The sequence below is a fragment of the Amycolatopsis sp. NPDC098790 genome (genome assembly GCF_044759945.1).
Lineage (GTDB): Bacteria > Actinomycetota > Actinomycetes > Mycobacteriales > Pseudonocardiaceae > Amycolatopsis.
In genome coordinates this window covers 705,932-720,586 of sequence record NZ_JBIWAI010000004.1, presented here as the reverse complement: position 1 = coordinate 720,586, position 14,655 = coordinate 705,932, and the positions used below count along the sequence as shown (strand labels likewise).

Annotated in this window: 10 protein-coding genes; 4 read left to right on the top strand and 6 right to left on the bottom strand. The window is 71.4% G+C overall.

The genetic code is table 11. The features are described 5' to 3' along the window. Positions 1-88: 88 nt before the first annotated feature. On the top strand, positions 89-1,546 hold the full coding sequence (locus ACIQWX_RS32720; protein WP_400879334.1) for a flavin-containing monooxygenase: 1,458 nt from the start codon (positions 89-91) through the stop codon (positions 1,544-1,546). Between the two features lie 44 nt (positions 1,547-1,590). Here ACIQWX_RS32720 and ACIQWX_RS32715 read toward each other — a convergent pair whose 3' ends face one another. The 3 genes from ACIQWX_RS32715 to ACIQWX_RS32705 form a co-directional block, all read right to left on the bottom strand. After that, positions 1,591-2,061 (bottom strand): helix-turn-helix domain-containing protein, encoded by a 471-nt coding sequence (locus ACIQWX_RS32715; protein WP_400879332.1) that lies wholly within the window; start codon positions 2,059-2,061, stop codon positions 1,591-1,593. A gap of 206 nt (positions 2,062-2,267) precedes the next feature. Next, positions 2,268-3,929 (bottom strand): LCP family protein, encoded by a 1,662-nt coding sequence (locus ACIQWX_RS32710; protein WP_400879329.1) that lies wholly within the window; start codon positions 3,927-3,929, stop codon positions 2,268-2,270. Between the two features lie 144 nt (positions 3,930-4,073). Further along, positions 4,074-6,227, bottom strand: a complete 2,154-nt coding sequence (locus ACIQWX_RS32705) for a phospholipase A2 (protein WP_400879328.1) — start codon at positions 6,225-6,227, stop codon at positions 4,074-4,076. Between the two features lie 162 nt (positions 6,228-6,389). On the opposite strand from ACIQWX_RS32705, the gene ACIQWX_RS32700 reads away from it, so the two are divergent. Beyond that, positions 6,390-7,256 carry a hypothetical protein gene (locus ACIQWX_RS32700; protein WP_400879326.1) on the top strand — a complete coding sequence of 289 codons (867 nt, stop codon included), beginning with the start codon at positions 6,390-6,392 and terminating at the stop codon, positions 7,254-7,256. Here ACIQWX_RS32700 and ACIQWX_RS32695 read toward each other — a convergent pair. Next, complete coding sequence (locus ACIQWX_RS32695; protein WP_400879323.1) at positions 7,253-8,683, bottom strand: GGDEF domain-containing protein; 1,431 nt, start codon at positions 8,681-8,683, stop codon at positions 7,253-7,255. The genes ACIQWX_RS32700 and ACIQWX_RS32695 overlap by 4 nt on opposite strands. A 323-nt stretch (positions 8,684-9,006) precedes the next feature. Beyond that, complete coding sequence (locus ACIQWX_RS32690) at positions 9,007-10,221, bottom strand: MFS transporter (protein ID WP_400879321.1); 1,215 nt, start codon at positions 10,219-10,221, stop codon at positions 9,007-9,009. 384 nt (positions 10,222-10,605) lie between these two features. Here ACIQWX_RS32690 and ACIQWX_RS32685 point away from each other — a divergent pair, with 384 nt between their 5' ends. After that, complete coding sequence (locus tag ACIQWX_RS32685; RefSeq protein ID WP_400879318.1) at positions 10,606-11,505, top strand: SDR family NAD(P)-dependent oxidoreductase; 900 nt, start codon at positions 10,606-10,608, stop codon at positions 11,503-11,505. Here the strand turns inward: ACIQWX_RS32685 and ACIQWX_RS32680 are convergent. Next, positions 11,502-13,358 (bottom strand): AMP-dependent synthetase/ligase, encoded by a 1,857-nt coding sequence (locus ACIQWX_RS32680; protein WP_400879315.1) that lies wholly within the window; start codon positions 13,356-13,358, stop codon positions 11,502-11,504. The two genes, ACIQWX_RS32685 and ACIQWX_RS32680, sit on opposite strands and share 4 nt — an antisense overlap. Positions 13,359-13,552: 194 nt before the next feature. Here ACIQWX_RS32680 and ACIQWX_RS32675 point away from each other — a divergent pair, with 194 nt between their 5' ends. Then, positions 13,553-14,209, top strand: coding sequence for a transcriptional regulator (locus tag ACIQWX_RS32675; RefSeq protein ID WP_400879313.1), 657 nt, complete (start codon positions 13,553-13,555; stop codon positions 14,207-14,209). Positions 14,210-14,655: the final 446 nt, after the last annotated feature.

Here is a 14,655-nt window from a genome sequence, read left to right as displayed (position 1 = left end):
ACAGGCAACACTCTACCGGTAGTAACCTACTCTGAGTAAGATGGACGACGAGTAACAGGAAACAGGGCACAGTTAACCGGGAGGCGCGATGGGCAACCGCACGGAGACCGGGGTCGTCATCGTCGGGACCGGGTTCTCCGGTCTCGGCATGGCGATCCAGCTGCGCAAGGAGGGGCGCGACGACTTCGTCATCCTCGAAAAGGCGCACGACGTCGGCGGCACGTGGCGGGACAACAGCTACCCCGGGTGCGCCTGCGACATCCCGTCGCACATGTATTCGTTCTCCTTCGAGCAGAACCCGGGCTGGTCGCGCGCGTACTCGCCGCAGCCGGAGATCTGGCGGTACATGCGCGAGGTGGCCGACAAGCACGACCTGCGCCGGTTCACCCGCTTCGGCCAGGAGATGACCGGGGCCCGCTGGGACGCCGACGAGAACCGCTGGCACGTCGCCACGAGGGGCGGCGACGAATTCGTGGCGAACGCCCTGGTCGCCGGGGTCGGCGCCCTGCACCTGCCGATGATCCCGGAGCTGCCCGGCATCGAGAAGTTCGAAGGACCGGCCTACCACTCCGCGCGGTGGCGCCACGACGTCGACCTGAAGGGCAAGAAGGTCGCCGTGATCGGCACCGGCGCCAGCGCGGTGCAGTTCGTGCCGAAGATCGCGTCGGACGTCGAAGAGCTGACGCTGTTCCAGCGCACCCCGCCGTGGATCATGCCGAAGGCCGACCACGAGATGTCCGGGCGCACGCGCGCGCTGTTCAAGGCGTTCCCGCCGGCCCAGCGCGCCTACCGGAACCTGCTCTACTGGATGCTGGAAGCGCGCGCGATCGGCTTCAACGGCCAGTCGTGGGTGATGAAGCTGGGGCAGCGCCTGGCCAAGCGCAACATCGACCGCGCGATCACCGACCCGGCCTTACGGCGTAAGGTCACGCCGGACTACACCATGGGCTGCAAGCGCGTGCTCATCTCCAACGACTACTACCCGGCGCTGGCCCGGGACAACGTCGACGTCGTGACCGACGGCGTGCGCGAGGTCCGCGAACACAGCGTCGTCGACGCCGCCGGGGTCGAGCACGAGGCCGACGTCATCGTCTACGGCACCGGCTTCCACGTCACCGACGCCTTCGACGACCTGGAGATCGTCGGCCGCGACGGGCGCAACCTCGGCAAGGAGTGGGCGACCGAGGGCATGCGGACGCACCTCGGGATCACCGTCGCCGGCTTCCCGAATCTGTTCTTCCTGCTCGGCCCGAACACCGGGCTGGGGCACAACTCCGTCGTGTTCATGATCGAGGCCCAGATCTCCTACGTCGCCGAGGCGCTGCGGCTGGCCCGCGGCCAGGCCATCGAGCCCAAGCCCGAGGTGCAGGAGCGGTTCAACACCGCGATCCAGCGCAAGCTCGCGAAGGGCATCTGGACGCGCGGCGGCTGCAAGAGCTGGTACCTGGACGCGAAGGGCGTCAACCGGACGATCTGGCCGGGCTTCACCTGGCGGTACTGGCTGGACACGCGCAAAGTGCGGCGCGAGGACTTCCTGGTCGGCTGACCCGGGCGCCCCCACCGGCGGAGGAGGCCGGTGGGGGCGCGGGATCAGCGGGAGGTGTAGCGGCGCAGGCGCCCGATCAGGTCCACGGTCGGCAGCCCGCACAGCTCGGCCATGCGCTCCAGCGCCGGCAGGTCGAGCGCGATCTCGCCGGCGCCGTGCTCGCCGGCCTGGTGCAGCCGGTCGTCGGCCCAGCGGCGCAGCGGCAGCAGGTCGTCGGAGGCGTCGGCGACGACCTTGCGCAGGTCGACGCGGACCCGGCCGGGCTCGTCGACGAACACCCGGCGGTGCACCTTGGCCAGCAGGTCCTGGGGCAGTTCGTCCATCGCGACGCACAGTTCGACCAGGCGCACGACGGAACACTGTCTGGTGCCCAGCTCGTAGGTGGCCAGCGTCTGCAGCGAAATCTCGCTCTGCAGGTGCTGGTTCAGCTCCTTGCGCGTCCAGCCTCGGCTGCGCCTGAGCTTGCGGAGCTCGTCTCCGAGAATCCGCTGATACTCCTCAGCGTCGATCAGCACATCAATGTCCCCTGCCGTGCTCTCCCGCGGCACCCTCACGGTGGTGACAAGTTTCCCGTGCAGGTGCACCCTCACGTGTATGTAAGTGCGCAGGAGCCCGGCCCTTACGCGATTTCGGGCATGTCTTTGATACCGATTGCGCGAGTTAGGCCTAACGGGTTAACGACAGGTAGCTTCTTGTGCAACTTGCAGTCTGCGTCTGGCTTTCAGTTGACGCAGGGGACGCCTTCGGCGGTGATCGGCTTGTCCTCGTCGGCGACCGGCGGCGGCGCCGGGGCCTGCGACGTCGCGCCCGCGGCCGCACCGGATCCGGCGCTCGCGCCCGCGCTCGTGCCCTCGTAGTCGGCGCCGAGGAACACCATCACGTGTCCCGATTGGACGCTCTTGTCCTCCTGGATCGTCGGCGAGCCGCCGAGGGCGTCGGCGACGGCCTGGCCCTTGTCCTTGCCGCCCTTCGGCACCCAGATCACCGTGGTCCTGCGGGCGGTCGCGTTCGCCGTGTCGCCGGAGGTGAAGCCCTTGCCCTCCAGGGTCTTGGCGACGCTCGCGGCCAGGCCGGTCTTGCCGGAGGCGTTGCGCACGTCGACCGTGGTGGCCTTGTTCGCGGGGTCGGACTGCTCCGCCGGCGGCGTGGTGGCGCCCGGCTGCGGACCGGCGAGCCCCTGCACGAACTGCTTGACCTCGGCCGGGTCGACCTGGATGGCGACGCCGTCCTCGGGCGTCTTGTACTCGACGTTCTTCACCGGGATCGTGCGGAACTCGAGCTGGCCGCCGGTCAGGCCCTTCATCTGCTGGGCGAACCCGAAGATGTCCCAGTTCTGGTTGAGCACGACCGACTTCTTGATGGCGTCGATCAGGTCGGACAGCTTGCCCGGGTTGGTCAGCGTGCCCGCCGAGAGCACCTTGCGGGCCATGCCGGCCATGAACACCTGCTGGCGGACGACCCGGTCGAGGTCGCCGTTGGGCAGGCCGTGGCGCTGCCGGACGAACTCGAGCGCCTGCACGCCGGAGATCGTGTGCTGCCCCTTGGTGAAGTCCGCGCCGGAGTACTGGTCCTTGACGTTGTTGTTGAGGCAGACGTCGACGCCGCCGATGGCCTTGGTGATGTCGCTGAAGCCGAGCAGGTTGACCGCGGCGTAGTTGTCGATGGTCGACCCGGTGAGCTTTTCGACGGTCTCGATGAGCTCCTTCGCCCCGGCCTGGTTGGCCTTGACGTCGAGCTCCTTCGGGTCGCTGACGCCCTGCTTCTGGAGGTCCTTGCGGGCCGACAGCATCGCGCGGGCGTAGGCGGAGTTGATCTTGTGCTTGCCGTAGCCGCCGGGGATGTCGACGTAGGTGTCGCGGGGCAGCGAGATCGCGACGGCCTTGCTGCCGTCGTTCGGGATGTGCACGAAGATCAGCGAGTCGGTGTTGAGCTCGCCGTCGGAGTCGCCGGCGCGCAGCTCGTCGAGCACCTCGCGTGAGAGCGGGTTGCCCTGGGCGTCGGTGCGGCTGTCGAGGCCGACCAGCAGGATGTCGCGGGCGCCGTCGGCGGGCTTGTCGCCGCCACCGCCGTCGCTGATCACGTTCGCGTAGTTCAGCCCGTTCACCAGGCCCTGCATGGCGGCCCACGCGTACCCGGTCAGGCCCATCACCAGCAGCGACACGACGGCCAGCGCGATCTTCGCGCCGCGGAAGGAGTTGCGGCGGGCGCGCGGGGCGGGCTTCGGCTGGGGCTTGCGGACCGGCGGAGTGCTGCGGCGCGCGTCCACCGGTTCACGGCGGGGCGCGGGGCGGCGGGGCGGCGGGGTGCCGCGCCGGCCTGGCTCGTCCTGCCAGGGCCGGGCGGGGCGGCGGTCGCCTTGCCCGTTCCGAGGCGGGTGATCCACGCGGGCGACTCCTCACTGCTTCGATCGGTGGGTCCTGGGGTTGGGACGCATGGTGCCCTCACCTGGTTGCCGTAGCGTTACACATCCCCCTGTGAATGTGGCACGCACCACCCAGTTTCCCGCATCCGCGAGGGTTGCGCCTGGTCAGGACGTCGCATTGACCGTCCGGCGGGCCGGCAGGAGGGTGCCGGCCGCCGCGAGCAGGGCGAATCCGGCCGTCGCCGCGTGGAGCGTGACGCCGAGGAACTCGGACGTGCCGCTGCCGTCGGCGAACAGCAGCGAGGGTGCGCAGGCCAGCGCCGTGGTGAGCCAGGTGCCGGTCGCCGCGCCGGCGCCGAGGCGGATCGTGTGCAGCAGGAACACCCCGAGGAGCAGGTGGACCAGGCTCTGGATCGGGTCGAGCCGCAGGCCGAGCAGGTCGGCGTCGGCGGCCACCCCGCCGAAGCGGGTCAGTGCGAAGCCGAACACGCCGAGCGTCGCGTAGCCGATGCCGAACGCGGCCGCGGCCCGGGTCAGGACCACCGTCCGGCGGCCGGGGAGCTCGGCCGCGCGGGGCCGCCGTCCGTGGTGGCTGTGCCGTTCGAACCACCAGAACACCAGGGTCGCGGGCACCGCGAGCAGCCCGACCGCGACCAGCGTGCGCGGCCGGACCAGCCAGCTCAGCCCGTCGGCGATCCGGCCCGGCAGGTAGACGACGGCGACCAGCAGCAGCATCCCGGCGAGGAACGCCAGGTAGAGGCTCATCGGCGCGCGCAGGACGAACCGGCAGGCGGCGGCGACGCGCGGCCGGTCGCCGAGCCGGGTCAGCGGGCCGGCCACGAGCCCGAGCACGCCGAGCTGGACCAGGCCGAGCAGCAGCACGCCCCACGGCGGGGCCGACAGCGCGGCCGGGGCGCCCGGGCTGCCGAGCAGGACGGGTGGCCCGGCCCGCAGGACGCTCGCCACGGCGAGCCCCGCGACCCCGACGGCGGCGGCCGCGGCGAGCAGGCGTCGCGACGGGCGTACGCCGTCGGCGTGCGCGAAGGCGAGTTGCTGGGCGAGGAGCGCGAGGGCGAACGTCGCCGCGAAGCGGGGCAGGGGCGAGCCGATCCAGCTCGCCGTCGCTTCCCCGGCGACGACCACCGCGAGCAGCCCGGCCGCTGCGTTCACCGGCGCCCGGCGGTGCAGGGCCAGCAGCGGCGGCGCGCAGACGATCGTCAGCAGGTAGACCCCGAGCAGCCACAGCGGGTGCAGCGCGATCCGCATGACCGTCGCCGTCGTGCCGGCCGGGATGCCGAGGAGCTCGAGCGCGAGGGGCGTCAGGAGGGCGACGACGGCGAAGATCAACGCGGGGCGCAGCAGCGGGCTCGCGCGTTCGGCCAGGAAGTGGCGGTAGCCGCCGCCGTGGTCCTGTTCGGCGTGCCAGCCCGCCGCGTTGGCGTGGCCGCCGGCGAAGAAGATCAGCGGGGCGAGCTGGGCGAGCCAGGTCAGCGGCCAGAGGGACGCCTCGGGCGCGCCCGCCCAGTGCGCGAGCGCCGTCACCGACTCGCCGACGAGCAGCAGGACGATCCCGCCCGCGCCGAGCAACGCCCACCGGCTGACGTCGGCGGGGGTGACGGTGGCCGCCGGCACCCGTGGCTCGCGCCGGGCGCGCAGCCAGCCGCGCAGCCGGAACACCAGCAGGCAGGCGATCACGAGCACGCCGGCGACCATCGGGCCGATCGGGTCGCCGACCGGCGGGCCCCAGCGCTGGTGCCACGAATTGACGACCAGGCCCGCCGAGTAGAGCGTCGCGACGATCCGGCACGTGCCCGCCGAGTTCATCGGGTTGAGGTCGCAGGCGTGGTGCATGTCGTGGGAGAGCTGGTTGTCGAGCGCTTCGCGGACTTCGGGGCCGAGCGGGTGGCCCTTGCGGTCGGCGTAGCGCAGCAGGTCGTAGCCGAGGTCGTGCGCCTTGCACGGGACGGCGTAGTCCCACTTCGTGTTGTCGTCGCCCCACGGCGTCGAGCAGCCGCCGTCGGTGTGCACGGCCCGGACGGTGCCGTCGCGGGCCGGCATCGCGCCGGGGGTGACGCCGCTGAGCGCGGTGAAGTCCTTGGGCAGCCGGGCGAGCGCGTCCGGGTGCGGGCCGGGGTGGACGAGCGCGTCGATGGCGTTCTGCGCGGCCAGGACGTCGCCGGTGGGCGGGCCCTGGTCCGGCGGGGCGGGCGGGCGCGAGGCGATCAGGCCGAAGGCGAAGACGACCAGCAGGACCAGCAGCAGCCAGCCGGACGTCGACCAGGGTCGGCGGACACGCGGCGGCTGGCTCGGGGCTGGCATGGTCCCAGGGTGCCAGCCCCGCGTGAGCGGCGACACGGGGATAACCCCCGGGACCGCGTTGCCCGATCGGGTGGCGCTCGGGGCTGCCCCTTCTTACGTTCCGCCGCGGCTTCGAGGCGGGGAGAATGACGAGCGGGGGTGCGGCGACCAGGAGGGCGTGCGGTGGGCTCGCTTGTGGTGCCCGTGGAGAACACGGTGTACGCGTTGCGCCGGCTCGCTCCCGGAGCGGCGTTGCGCTCGCCGGCTTCGCCGGAGCTGCGGGTGCTGGCGCGGGCGTTGCGTTCGTGTTCGCCGGGGGAGCTGGCCGCCGCTCACCCGGGCGCGGTGGTGCGGGCGGTGCTGGCCGAGCAGGCGCGGGCGCTCGACCGGGCGACGACGGGGCTGTTCGGCTCGGACGCCCCGGAGGCGGCGCGGCTGGTGCGGGCGGCCCGGTTCAGCGGGCGCGGCGCGGTGTTTTCGCGGGTCCGCGCGGAGCCGGGCCTGCGGACGGCGGCGTTGGGCTGGGCAATCGCGACGGGAGCGCGGTTGCTGGCTGATTCGTTGCGTGGCGTGCCGCTGGTGCCGGACGCTTTGGACGGCCGGTTCGCGGCGGAGCTGACGGTGGCGGCGCTCCTGCCGCGGGCGGAGGCGGGCGGGGAGGCTGTGGCGGTGGACGGTCGCGCGGGGTTCTTGGAGGCCCGGTCGGTGCTCGTGGGGGAGGCCGGGTTCCGGGTCGACATCCGGGCGGAGCCGCCGGTGGAGCTGACGGGCGACGGTTCGGTTCTCGCGGTGCGGGCGCTGTGGTGGAACGGTCTCGGGCGGGTGACCGACGATCTGGGGTACGAGTACTTGATCGTGCGGAAGGACCCGGAGGGCAGTGGGGTCGTGCGGCATTGGTGCCACCCGCGGCCGGCTCCGGGGGCGAAGGTGCTGACGCTGGAGTCGGCGGGGTACCGCGGGGAGAGCCTGCGGCTGGCGCCGGCGGTGGCGCACGGGACTTCGGCCGAGGTGCTGGTGAAGCGGGAGTTGACGGTCCGGCTGGGGACCTAGTCCTCCGCGCCGCCCGGGAGGCCGCCGCCCGGGGTGTCCGGGGCGAAACACACCTGGTCGCGGCCGTTCTCCTTCGCCAAGTACACCGCCGCGTCCGCTGACTGCAGCAACCGCTCCAACGTGTCTCCGTGGCGCGGGTGCCGGGCCACGCCGATCGACGTGGTCCGGTCCGCGATCGTGGCTGGATCGCCTCGCTTGTCCGTTGTCACGATATGCAACTTGGCAATCGCAACACGTATGCGTTCCGCCGCGTCCCACGTCGACTCTTCGTCGATGTCCGGGAGCAGAATGAGGAATTCCTCACCCCCGAAACGGCCGACCAAGTCACTCGGTCTCGTCACTTCGTCGAGGGTTTGCGCAACCGTGCGGAGCACGTCGTCACCCGCCGGATGTCCATAGGTGTCGTTAATCCACTTGAAGTGGTCGAGATCGACCATCAGCAGTGCCAGTTGATCACCCGATCGAGCGGTGCGTTCGAGTGCCCGCTCGGCCGACTCGGACCAGCCGCGCATGTTGAGAATCCCGGTTTTCGGGTCGGTCCGGACGTCGTTCTGGAGCTGGTCGAGTTCCGCGAGCCGATTGAAGACCACGGTGACCACGGCCATCACCGCCACCATCGGCGGCACGGCCGCGAGCAGGATCGCGGTCACCGCGCCGAGGCCGATGGTGATCGCCTCGAGGGTGTTGTCGGCGGGGCTGCCGAGTACGTTACGAACCGTGCGCCCGGCGGGGGATCCGAGCAGCAGGACCCCGCCCACGTACGCGATCTGGATGATCTCGTAGATGGCCCCGGTGAGCACGATCGTGCCGGACTCGCGCAGGAACCCGCCCCAGTCCGGCGGCCCCGCCAGGTGCGGTCCGAGCGACGTGTAGGCGACGTGCGCGAGCGTGGCCGCGAGGCCGTGCGTGATCGACGAGAAAACGAAGTTGTTGGCCGGCCTGCGTGCGATGAACCAATGCTGCGCGCGGATGACGGCGATGACGAAAAGAATGAGCGGTACCGGCAGGATCATCGCCGCGGAAAACGTCCAGACGGCGGTGAGGTCGATCAGCACCGTTTTCGTCCGGCTTCGCCGGCGCTCTTCCTGTCGCTGGGTCAGCTGAATGTGGACGGTGGCGCCCGCGGCCAGGATCGCGCAATTGATCCAGTCGTTTCCGGCCGGAACGGGAGAACGCGCGAACGCCACCGCGACAACGGCGAGGGCGACCGCTTCGGCCGCGAGCATGAACGCGATCTGCGGCGGCCGGCGGCGCCACAGCGCCCAGTTGCGCGGCCGGTACGGGTGGTCGGCGCGGACGGTCGCGAGTGGAGCACCGGCCGTGGTCGCCGGTCCGTCCGTGGTCACGCCCGGTTCCGCGCCGGTTTCCCGGTGCTCCGGCGCCGGGCCGCCCGGCTCGCCCGGGCCGCCGTCCGGTCCTGGATGCAATTGGTCACCTCCTTTCCAGCCTAGTCGCCGCCTTGAGTAATCTCATCGGTACCTGGCAGAGTGTTCACGCATTCCGCGGCCGGGTACCATCCCACAGCAACAGACCTGCCGAGGACCCGGAGGAACTGCCGGGAACGCGGCGGAAAAGGTTCTGCGAGACTCTCCCCGCACGGAGGTGGCCCCCATGCGCAACCGCGACTTCTGAACCGCCCGCGAATTGTCGTCCGCGAATGTCGTTCATGATCTTGTCCGCACGGAGAGGTGGCGTCCGATGGCCAACCGTGACTTCTGATCCGGTCCGCCGGGGAGCTCCCGTTCCCCGCTCATGACAGCCGCGGTTCCGGTTGCGCGCCGCCGACGCGGCGCCAGGACAACGCGACCGGCACCGCCAGCAGCAGTCCCACCGCCCCCGCGAGCGCGATCGTCGCGTCCGCGGACCCGAGCCACTGGGCCACCAGCCCGCCGATGCCGACGCCCACACCCTGGGCGACCCGCAGCCCCGTCCGGTAGAGCCCGCCGGCGCTGCCCCGGATGTCGTTGGGCACCCACGTGATGAACGTGGCCGACACCGTGATGACGTACGCGCCCGTCGCACCGGCCAGCGCGAGCAGGACCAGCGCGAACGCGAGGTTCGGCCGCAGCGCGAACGCCGCGAGCGCGGCCAGCGGCAGCGCGGCCAGCACCCCCAGCAGCCGGCGCCGGTGCTCCGTCGAGACGAACCGCGACAGCAGGAACGTCCCGACGACGAAGCCGAGCGGATCGGCCGCCAGCAGCCAGCCCACCGCCTGGTCGCCCGCGTCCAGTTGTGCGGCGAGCGGCGCGGCGAGGCCCTCCGGGATCACCGCGAGGCCGACGAGCCACGACAGGTAGAGCAGCACCCGGAGCCGTTCGTCGCCGAAAACCTGCCGGACGGCGCCGAACCACGGGGCGCCGCCGTCCCCCGCGGCCGGTCGGCGCAGCACCGCCAGCCGCACGGCGGCCGCGGCGACGAGGAACGTCAGCGCGTCGATCGCCAGCGCCCACGACGTGCCGACGCCGGTCACCAGCAGGCCGCCGGCGGCGAGGCCGGCCAGCATCGCGGTGTTGTTCGTGATCCCGCGCAGGTCCTGGCTCTGCAGGTAGACGTCGTCGTCGCCGAAGATCTCCCGGCCGAGCGCGTTCTGCGCCGCGTTGCCCGGCGCGTTCGCCAGCCGGGCGAAGACGAAGAGGACGAACAGCCAGCCCATCGGCATCCCGGGCAGGGCCATCAGCCCGATCAGCACGGCCTGGGCGAGCGAGCCGGACACCAGCACCGCGCGCCGCGGGAACCGGTCCGCGAGCTGGGACAACCCGAGCCCGCCGGCGAGCGCGGGCAGGAACGTCAGTGCGTAGACGACGGCGGAGAGCAGCGGCGACCCGGTCCGGTCGAAGATCAGGATGGCCAGCGCGACGATGGTCAGCTGGTCGCCGAGCATCGACTGCGTTTCGGCGAACCACAGCGCGCGGAACTCGCGGTTGGCCAGGACGGCCCGGAGCCGGGGGGTCGCGCGCGTCGTCACCTCGTAACCACCGTCCCCCGATCGAGTGAATATGGGTCGTCCGCATTGTGCCTCGCGTGTGACGACCCCGGCCGGGGGAGTCACACCCGTCCTCCCGGAAGCACTAACAGTATGCCGCCGATTACGCGGCGGTGTCCTCGGAACGCGCGTCCCCGATCCCTTCGGAGCCGATCGGGTTACGCCGTCGCCGGGGCCGGTGATTGGCCGTGACCGGCTCGCGGGTACCTCCGGGCTGATCGAACCGGATTCGCTCGGCGCAGAGCGGCGGCCGCTCGTCGTCGCGACGATGCCCCACTGGACCGAATGGGCCAAGACTGGACGCAGAGCCGGCCGGGGTGGACGGACCGCGCCAATGGCGGCGCGCCGCAGAGCGGGGAGACGACGATGGACGGGTTGATGCAGGGCAAGGCGGTCGTGGTGACCGGCGCCGGCCGTGGCCTGGGCGAGGCGTTCGCGGTGCACGTCGCGCGGGCGGGCGGGTCGGTGGTCGTCAACGACGTCGACGTCGAGCTGGCCGAGCGCACGGCGGAGAACATCCGCGCGCACGGTGGCCGCGCCGTGGCCAGCGGGCACAGCGTGGCCGAGGCCGGGGAGGCGCAGGAGATCGTCGACCTGTGCGTCAAGGAGTTCGGCGGGATCGACGGGCTGGTCAACAACGCCGGCCTGAACTACGAGGCCCTGCCCTGGGAGGACGACGTCGAGCAGGCGCGCGAGCTCGTGCAGGTCAACGTCATGGGCGTGGTGAACACCGGGCTGGCCGCGATCAAGGCGATGGTCGACGCCGGCACCGGCGGCTCGATCGTCAACATCTCCTCGGGCGCGTCGCTCGGGCAGCGCAAGCTCGGCGTGTACGCGGCGAGCAAGGGCGCGGTGGCGTCGCTGACCTACTCCTGGGCGCTCGACCTCGAAGAGCAGGGCATCCGCGTCAACGCCGTCTGCCCGCTCGCGCACACGCGGATGGTGTGGAAGTCCGAACGCTCTCTGCGCGCGTGCCCGCCGGACCGCACGCCGTCGCGGATCGCCCCGGTCGTGCTGTTCCTGCTCGGCGAGGGCTCGCACGGCATCACCGGCCAGATGATCCGGTGCAACGGCCCGCAGCTGCACGTCATGGGCCAGCCGTTCCTCAAGCAGCCCATCCTCGAGCGCCCGGTGTGGGACACCGAGACCGTGCAGAAGGCGTTCGACGAGGTCTTCTCCGCCCACCTGGAGAACTACGGCCTGGAAAAGCGCGTCCCGCCGCGGCTGCGCAAGTGGACGGAGTCGACCTCGCCCCGTACTGCCTAGTTGCCCGCGGCCGGCTCGGGGTCGCGCGTCGCCGCGTACAGCGCCTCGATGTCGGCCGAATAGCGGTCGTTGATGACCCGGCGCTTGAGCTTGAGCGTCGGGGTCAGCTCGCCGGACTCGGGCGTCCACGCCTTCGGGAGCACGTGGTAGCGCTTGATCTGCTCGATCCGGGCCAGCCTGCTGTTCGCCGACTCGACCGCGCGCTCCAGCTCGGCCTTCACCGCGGGGTGGTCGGCGAGCTCGTCCGGCGCCGCCTCGACGCCGTTCGCCGCGGCCCAGCCGGGGGCGATCTCGTCGTCGAGCACGATCAGCGCCGTCACGTACGGCCGGTCGTCGCCGATCGCGACCGCCTGGCCGATCAGCGGGTGCTCCTTGAGCAGGCCCTCGACCCGGGTCGGGGCGATGTTCTTGCCGCTCGAGGTGATGATCAGTTCCTTCTTGCGGTCGGTGATCGTCACGAAGCCGTCTTCGTCGACCGTGCCGATGTCGCCGGTGGCGTACCAGCCGTCGGCGTCGGTGGCGTCCTTGATCGTCCCGTCCTCCTGGAGGTAACCGAGGAAGACGATCGGGCCGCGCACCAGCAGTTCGCCGTCTTCGGCGACCTTCACCTCGACGTCGGCCAGCGGCTTGCCGACCGTTCCGGCCCGGAAGTCCGAGCCGGAGTTGGACGTCGCCGCGCCGGTCGTCTCCGACAGGCCCCAGACCTCGCAGATCTCGACGCCGAGGCCGGCCAGGAAGTAGATGATCTCCACCGGGAGGGCGGCCGCGCCGCTGGAGGCGACCAGCACCTTGTCGAGCCCGAGCAGCGCGCGGATCGGGGCGAGCGCGGTCTCGTCGGTCTGCCGGATCTTCTCGGCCAGCTCCTCGGGCACCGGCTGCCCGGCGCTGCGCAGCTTGTAGCCCTGCTGCAGCAGCTCGTTCGCCTGCAGCAACGCCGTCCGCCGGTCCTCGGGCACGCCGCCGAGCATGTTCTTCAGGCCGGCGACCATCTTCTCCCACACGCGCGGGACGCCGAAGAAGCTCTCCGGGTGCACCTGGCCCAGCGCGCCGACGACGCCGGCGGGGTCGGCGAGCGTGTGCACGTGCCCGGCCCAGACGATCGGCAGGTAGATCGACAGCTCCCGCTCGGCGATGTGCGCGAGCGGCAGGTACGCGATGTTCGACGCGTGCATCGGCGGGTGGTGCAGCTCGGTCACCGCGTACGCCTGGTGGATCGCGTTGCGGTGCGACAGCACGACGCCCTTGGGGTCGCCGGTCGTGCCGGAGGTGTAGATCATCGACAGCGGGTCGTCCGGCTTGATCTCCTGCCAGGACGCCTCGAAAGCGCCGGGGTCGGCGGCAAGCGCTTCCCGGCCCTGTTCGCGCACGGAGGCGAAGGAGTGGAACCGCTCGTCGCCGTCCGGGATGGCCGACTCGTCCATGACGACGACGTGGCGCAGGGCCGGGAGGTCGTCGAGCACCTGCCGCCAGCGCGCCAGCTCGGTCTCGCCGCCCAGCACGACGACCGGTGCCGCGCTATGCCGCGCGACGTACCGGATCTGGTCCGGGCTGAGCGTGGCGTAGGCGGTGCACGGGATCGCGGCCAGGTGCGTCGCGGCGAGGTCGGCGACGATGTGGTCCGGGCAGCCGGGCGCCATGATCAGCATCCGGTCGCCGGCGGCGAGCCCCAGCCCGGCCAGGCCGCGCGAGACCTCCGCGATCGCGGTGCGGAACTCCAGCCAGCTGAGCGTCGGCTTGCCTTCGATGTCGAGCGAGGTGATCGCCGGCAGGTCCGGGTAGTCGACCGCGTTGCGGTGCAGCAGCCGCGGGATCGTCAGGCATTCGGTCTGCTCGGCGACGGACGGGGTGGTCAACGCTGGCCTCCTCGGTGCTGAAGATGGCCCACACTGTATTGGCTCTCCGGCCGGGTGGATAGAGAATCGCGGCCACGCCAAACGTCCCCTTCACACGGCCTCTCGCGGTCAGCTCCCCACGACCGTCCACAGTGCACACGGGCGCCCGCGCGCGGACTCCGGTTCAATGGGTGGGGACTTCCAGGGGGGAATCCATGACGCGGTCGGCTCGGAAACTGCTCGACGAGATCCAGCGGGAACTCGCGCCGCGGGACGGCGACAACCGGCTCGTCCCGCTGATCACCGCCGGCCGCGCGCCGCGCGCGGTGTTCGCCGCGCTCGCCGCGGAGGAGAAGCGGATCACGCTTTCGGACTGGCGCAGCTTCCACGCGCTCGCCGCCCGCGCCGACGAACCGCACGCGCGCACCTTCTTCGGCGGGCTCGCGCCGGGGGAGCAGCAGGCGAACGCGATGCTCGACGCTTTGATCAAGGCGGTTGGTCCGGACCACGGGAAGGAACGGCCGCGGGCGGGCTGCCAGGCCTACCCGGCGTACGTCGCGTGGCTGGCGCTGAACGGCGAGTCGTCGGCGACCGCGGCGGGCATCTTCGCGAATTTCGCCGCCTTCGGCCGGTACTGCGCGGAAGTCGCCGCGGGCATGCGCCGCCACTACGGCTTCCGCGACGACGCGTGCGCGTTCTTCGACTTCTTCGCTGCGGACGTTCCGGAAATCGAGGAACAAGCGCTCGCCGCGATCCAGGCCGGGATCGACGCGCACCGGCTCGACGAACGCGAAGCCCACCTCTACGCCCGGTTGTTCCAGAGCTACGAACTGCAGTTCTGGAACACCCTCGCCGACGAGTTCCCGGGCTGAGGGGCCGCGGAACCGGTTCCAGGCCCTTCGGGAGTGCCACGCGCAGTGGTCGAACCACTGCGTATGCGGAATGGCGGGAATTTCGGCTCGCCGTCCGGGGAATCCGTGGTGATGGTTTCGAATGCCGCGCAATTCCGCTTCGCGGAGACCGTGAACCCCGGACGAAGGGGCCGGCCCCGGTCGCCGCGGCGCGCTCGTGACCTTTCTCACCGAACCGTCCGGCGCTTCCGTACGTAGCGGAGGCTGTCGGGACCGTTGGGTCGATCGCACCACCGCAGAGCGTGCACCCAAGGGGCGGAACGGAAGTCGACCTGGGACGAACGTCACGACTTTCGGTGGTGGACTTTCCAAGCGCAGGCAGCAAGTGTGGACGGGTCACCGTTTCAAGATCACGTTCTCGCCACGGACTTGACGCGCCCTGGAGGGCTGCCTAACGTCGTCGCGGG

Excerpts from the sequence above, each read along its gene's own strand:
- ACIQWX_RS32720 (WP_400879334.1), top strand. The coding sequence starts at position 89 with ATGGGCAACCGCACGGAGACCGGGGTCGTCATCGTCGGGACCGGGTTC.
- ACIQWX_RS32705 (WP_400879328.1), bottom strand. The coding sequence starts at position 6,227 with ATGCCAGCCCCGAGCCAGCCGCCGCGTGTCCGCCGACCCTGGTCGACG.
- ACIQWX_RS32685 (WP_400879318.1), top strand. The coding sequence starts at position 10,606 with ATGGACGGGTTGATGCAGGGCAAGGCGGTCGTGGTGACCGGCGCCGGC.
- ACIQWX_RS32675 (WP_400879313.1), top strand. The coding sequence starts at position 13,553 with ATGACGCGGTCGGCTCGGAAACTGCTCGACGAGATCCAGCGGGAACTC.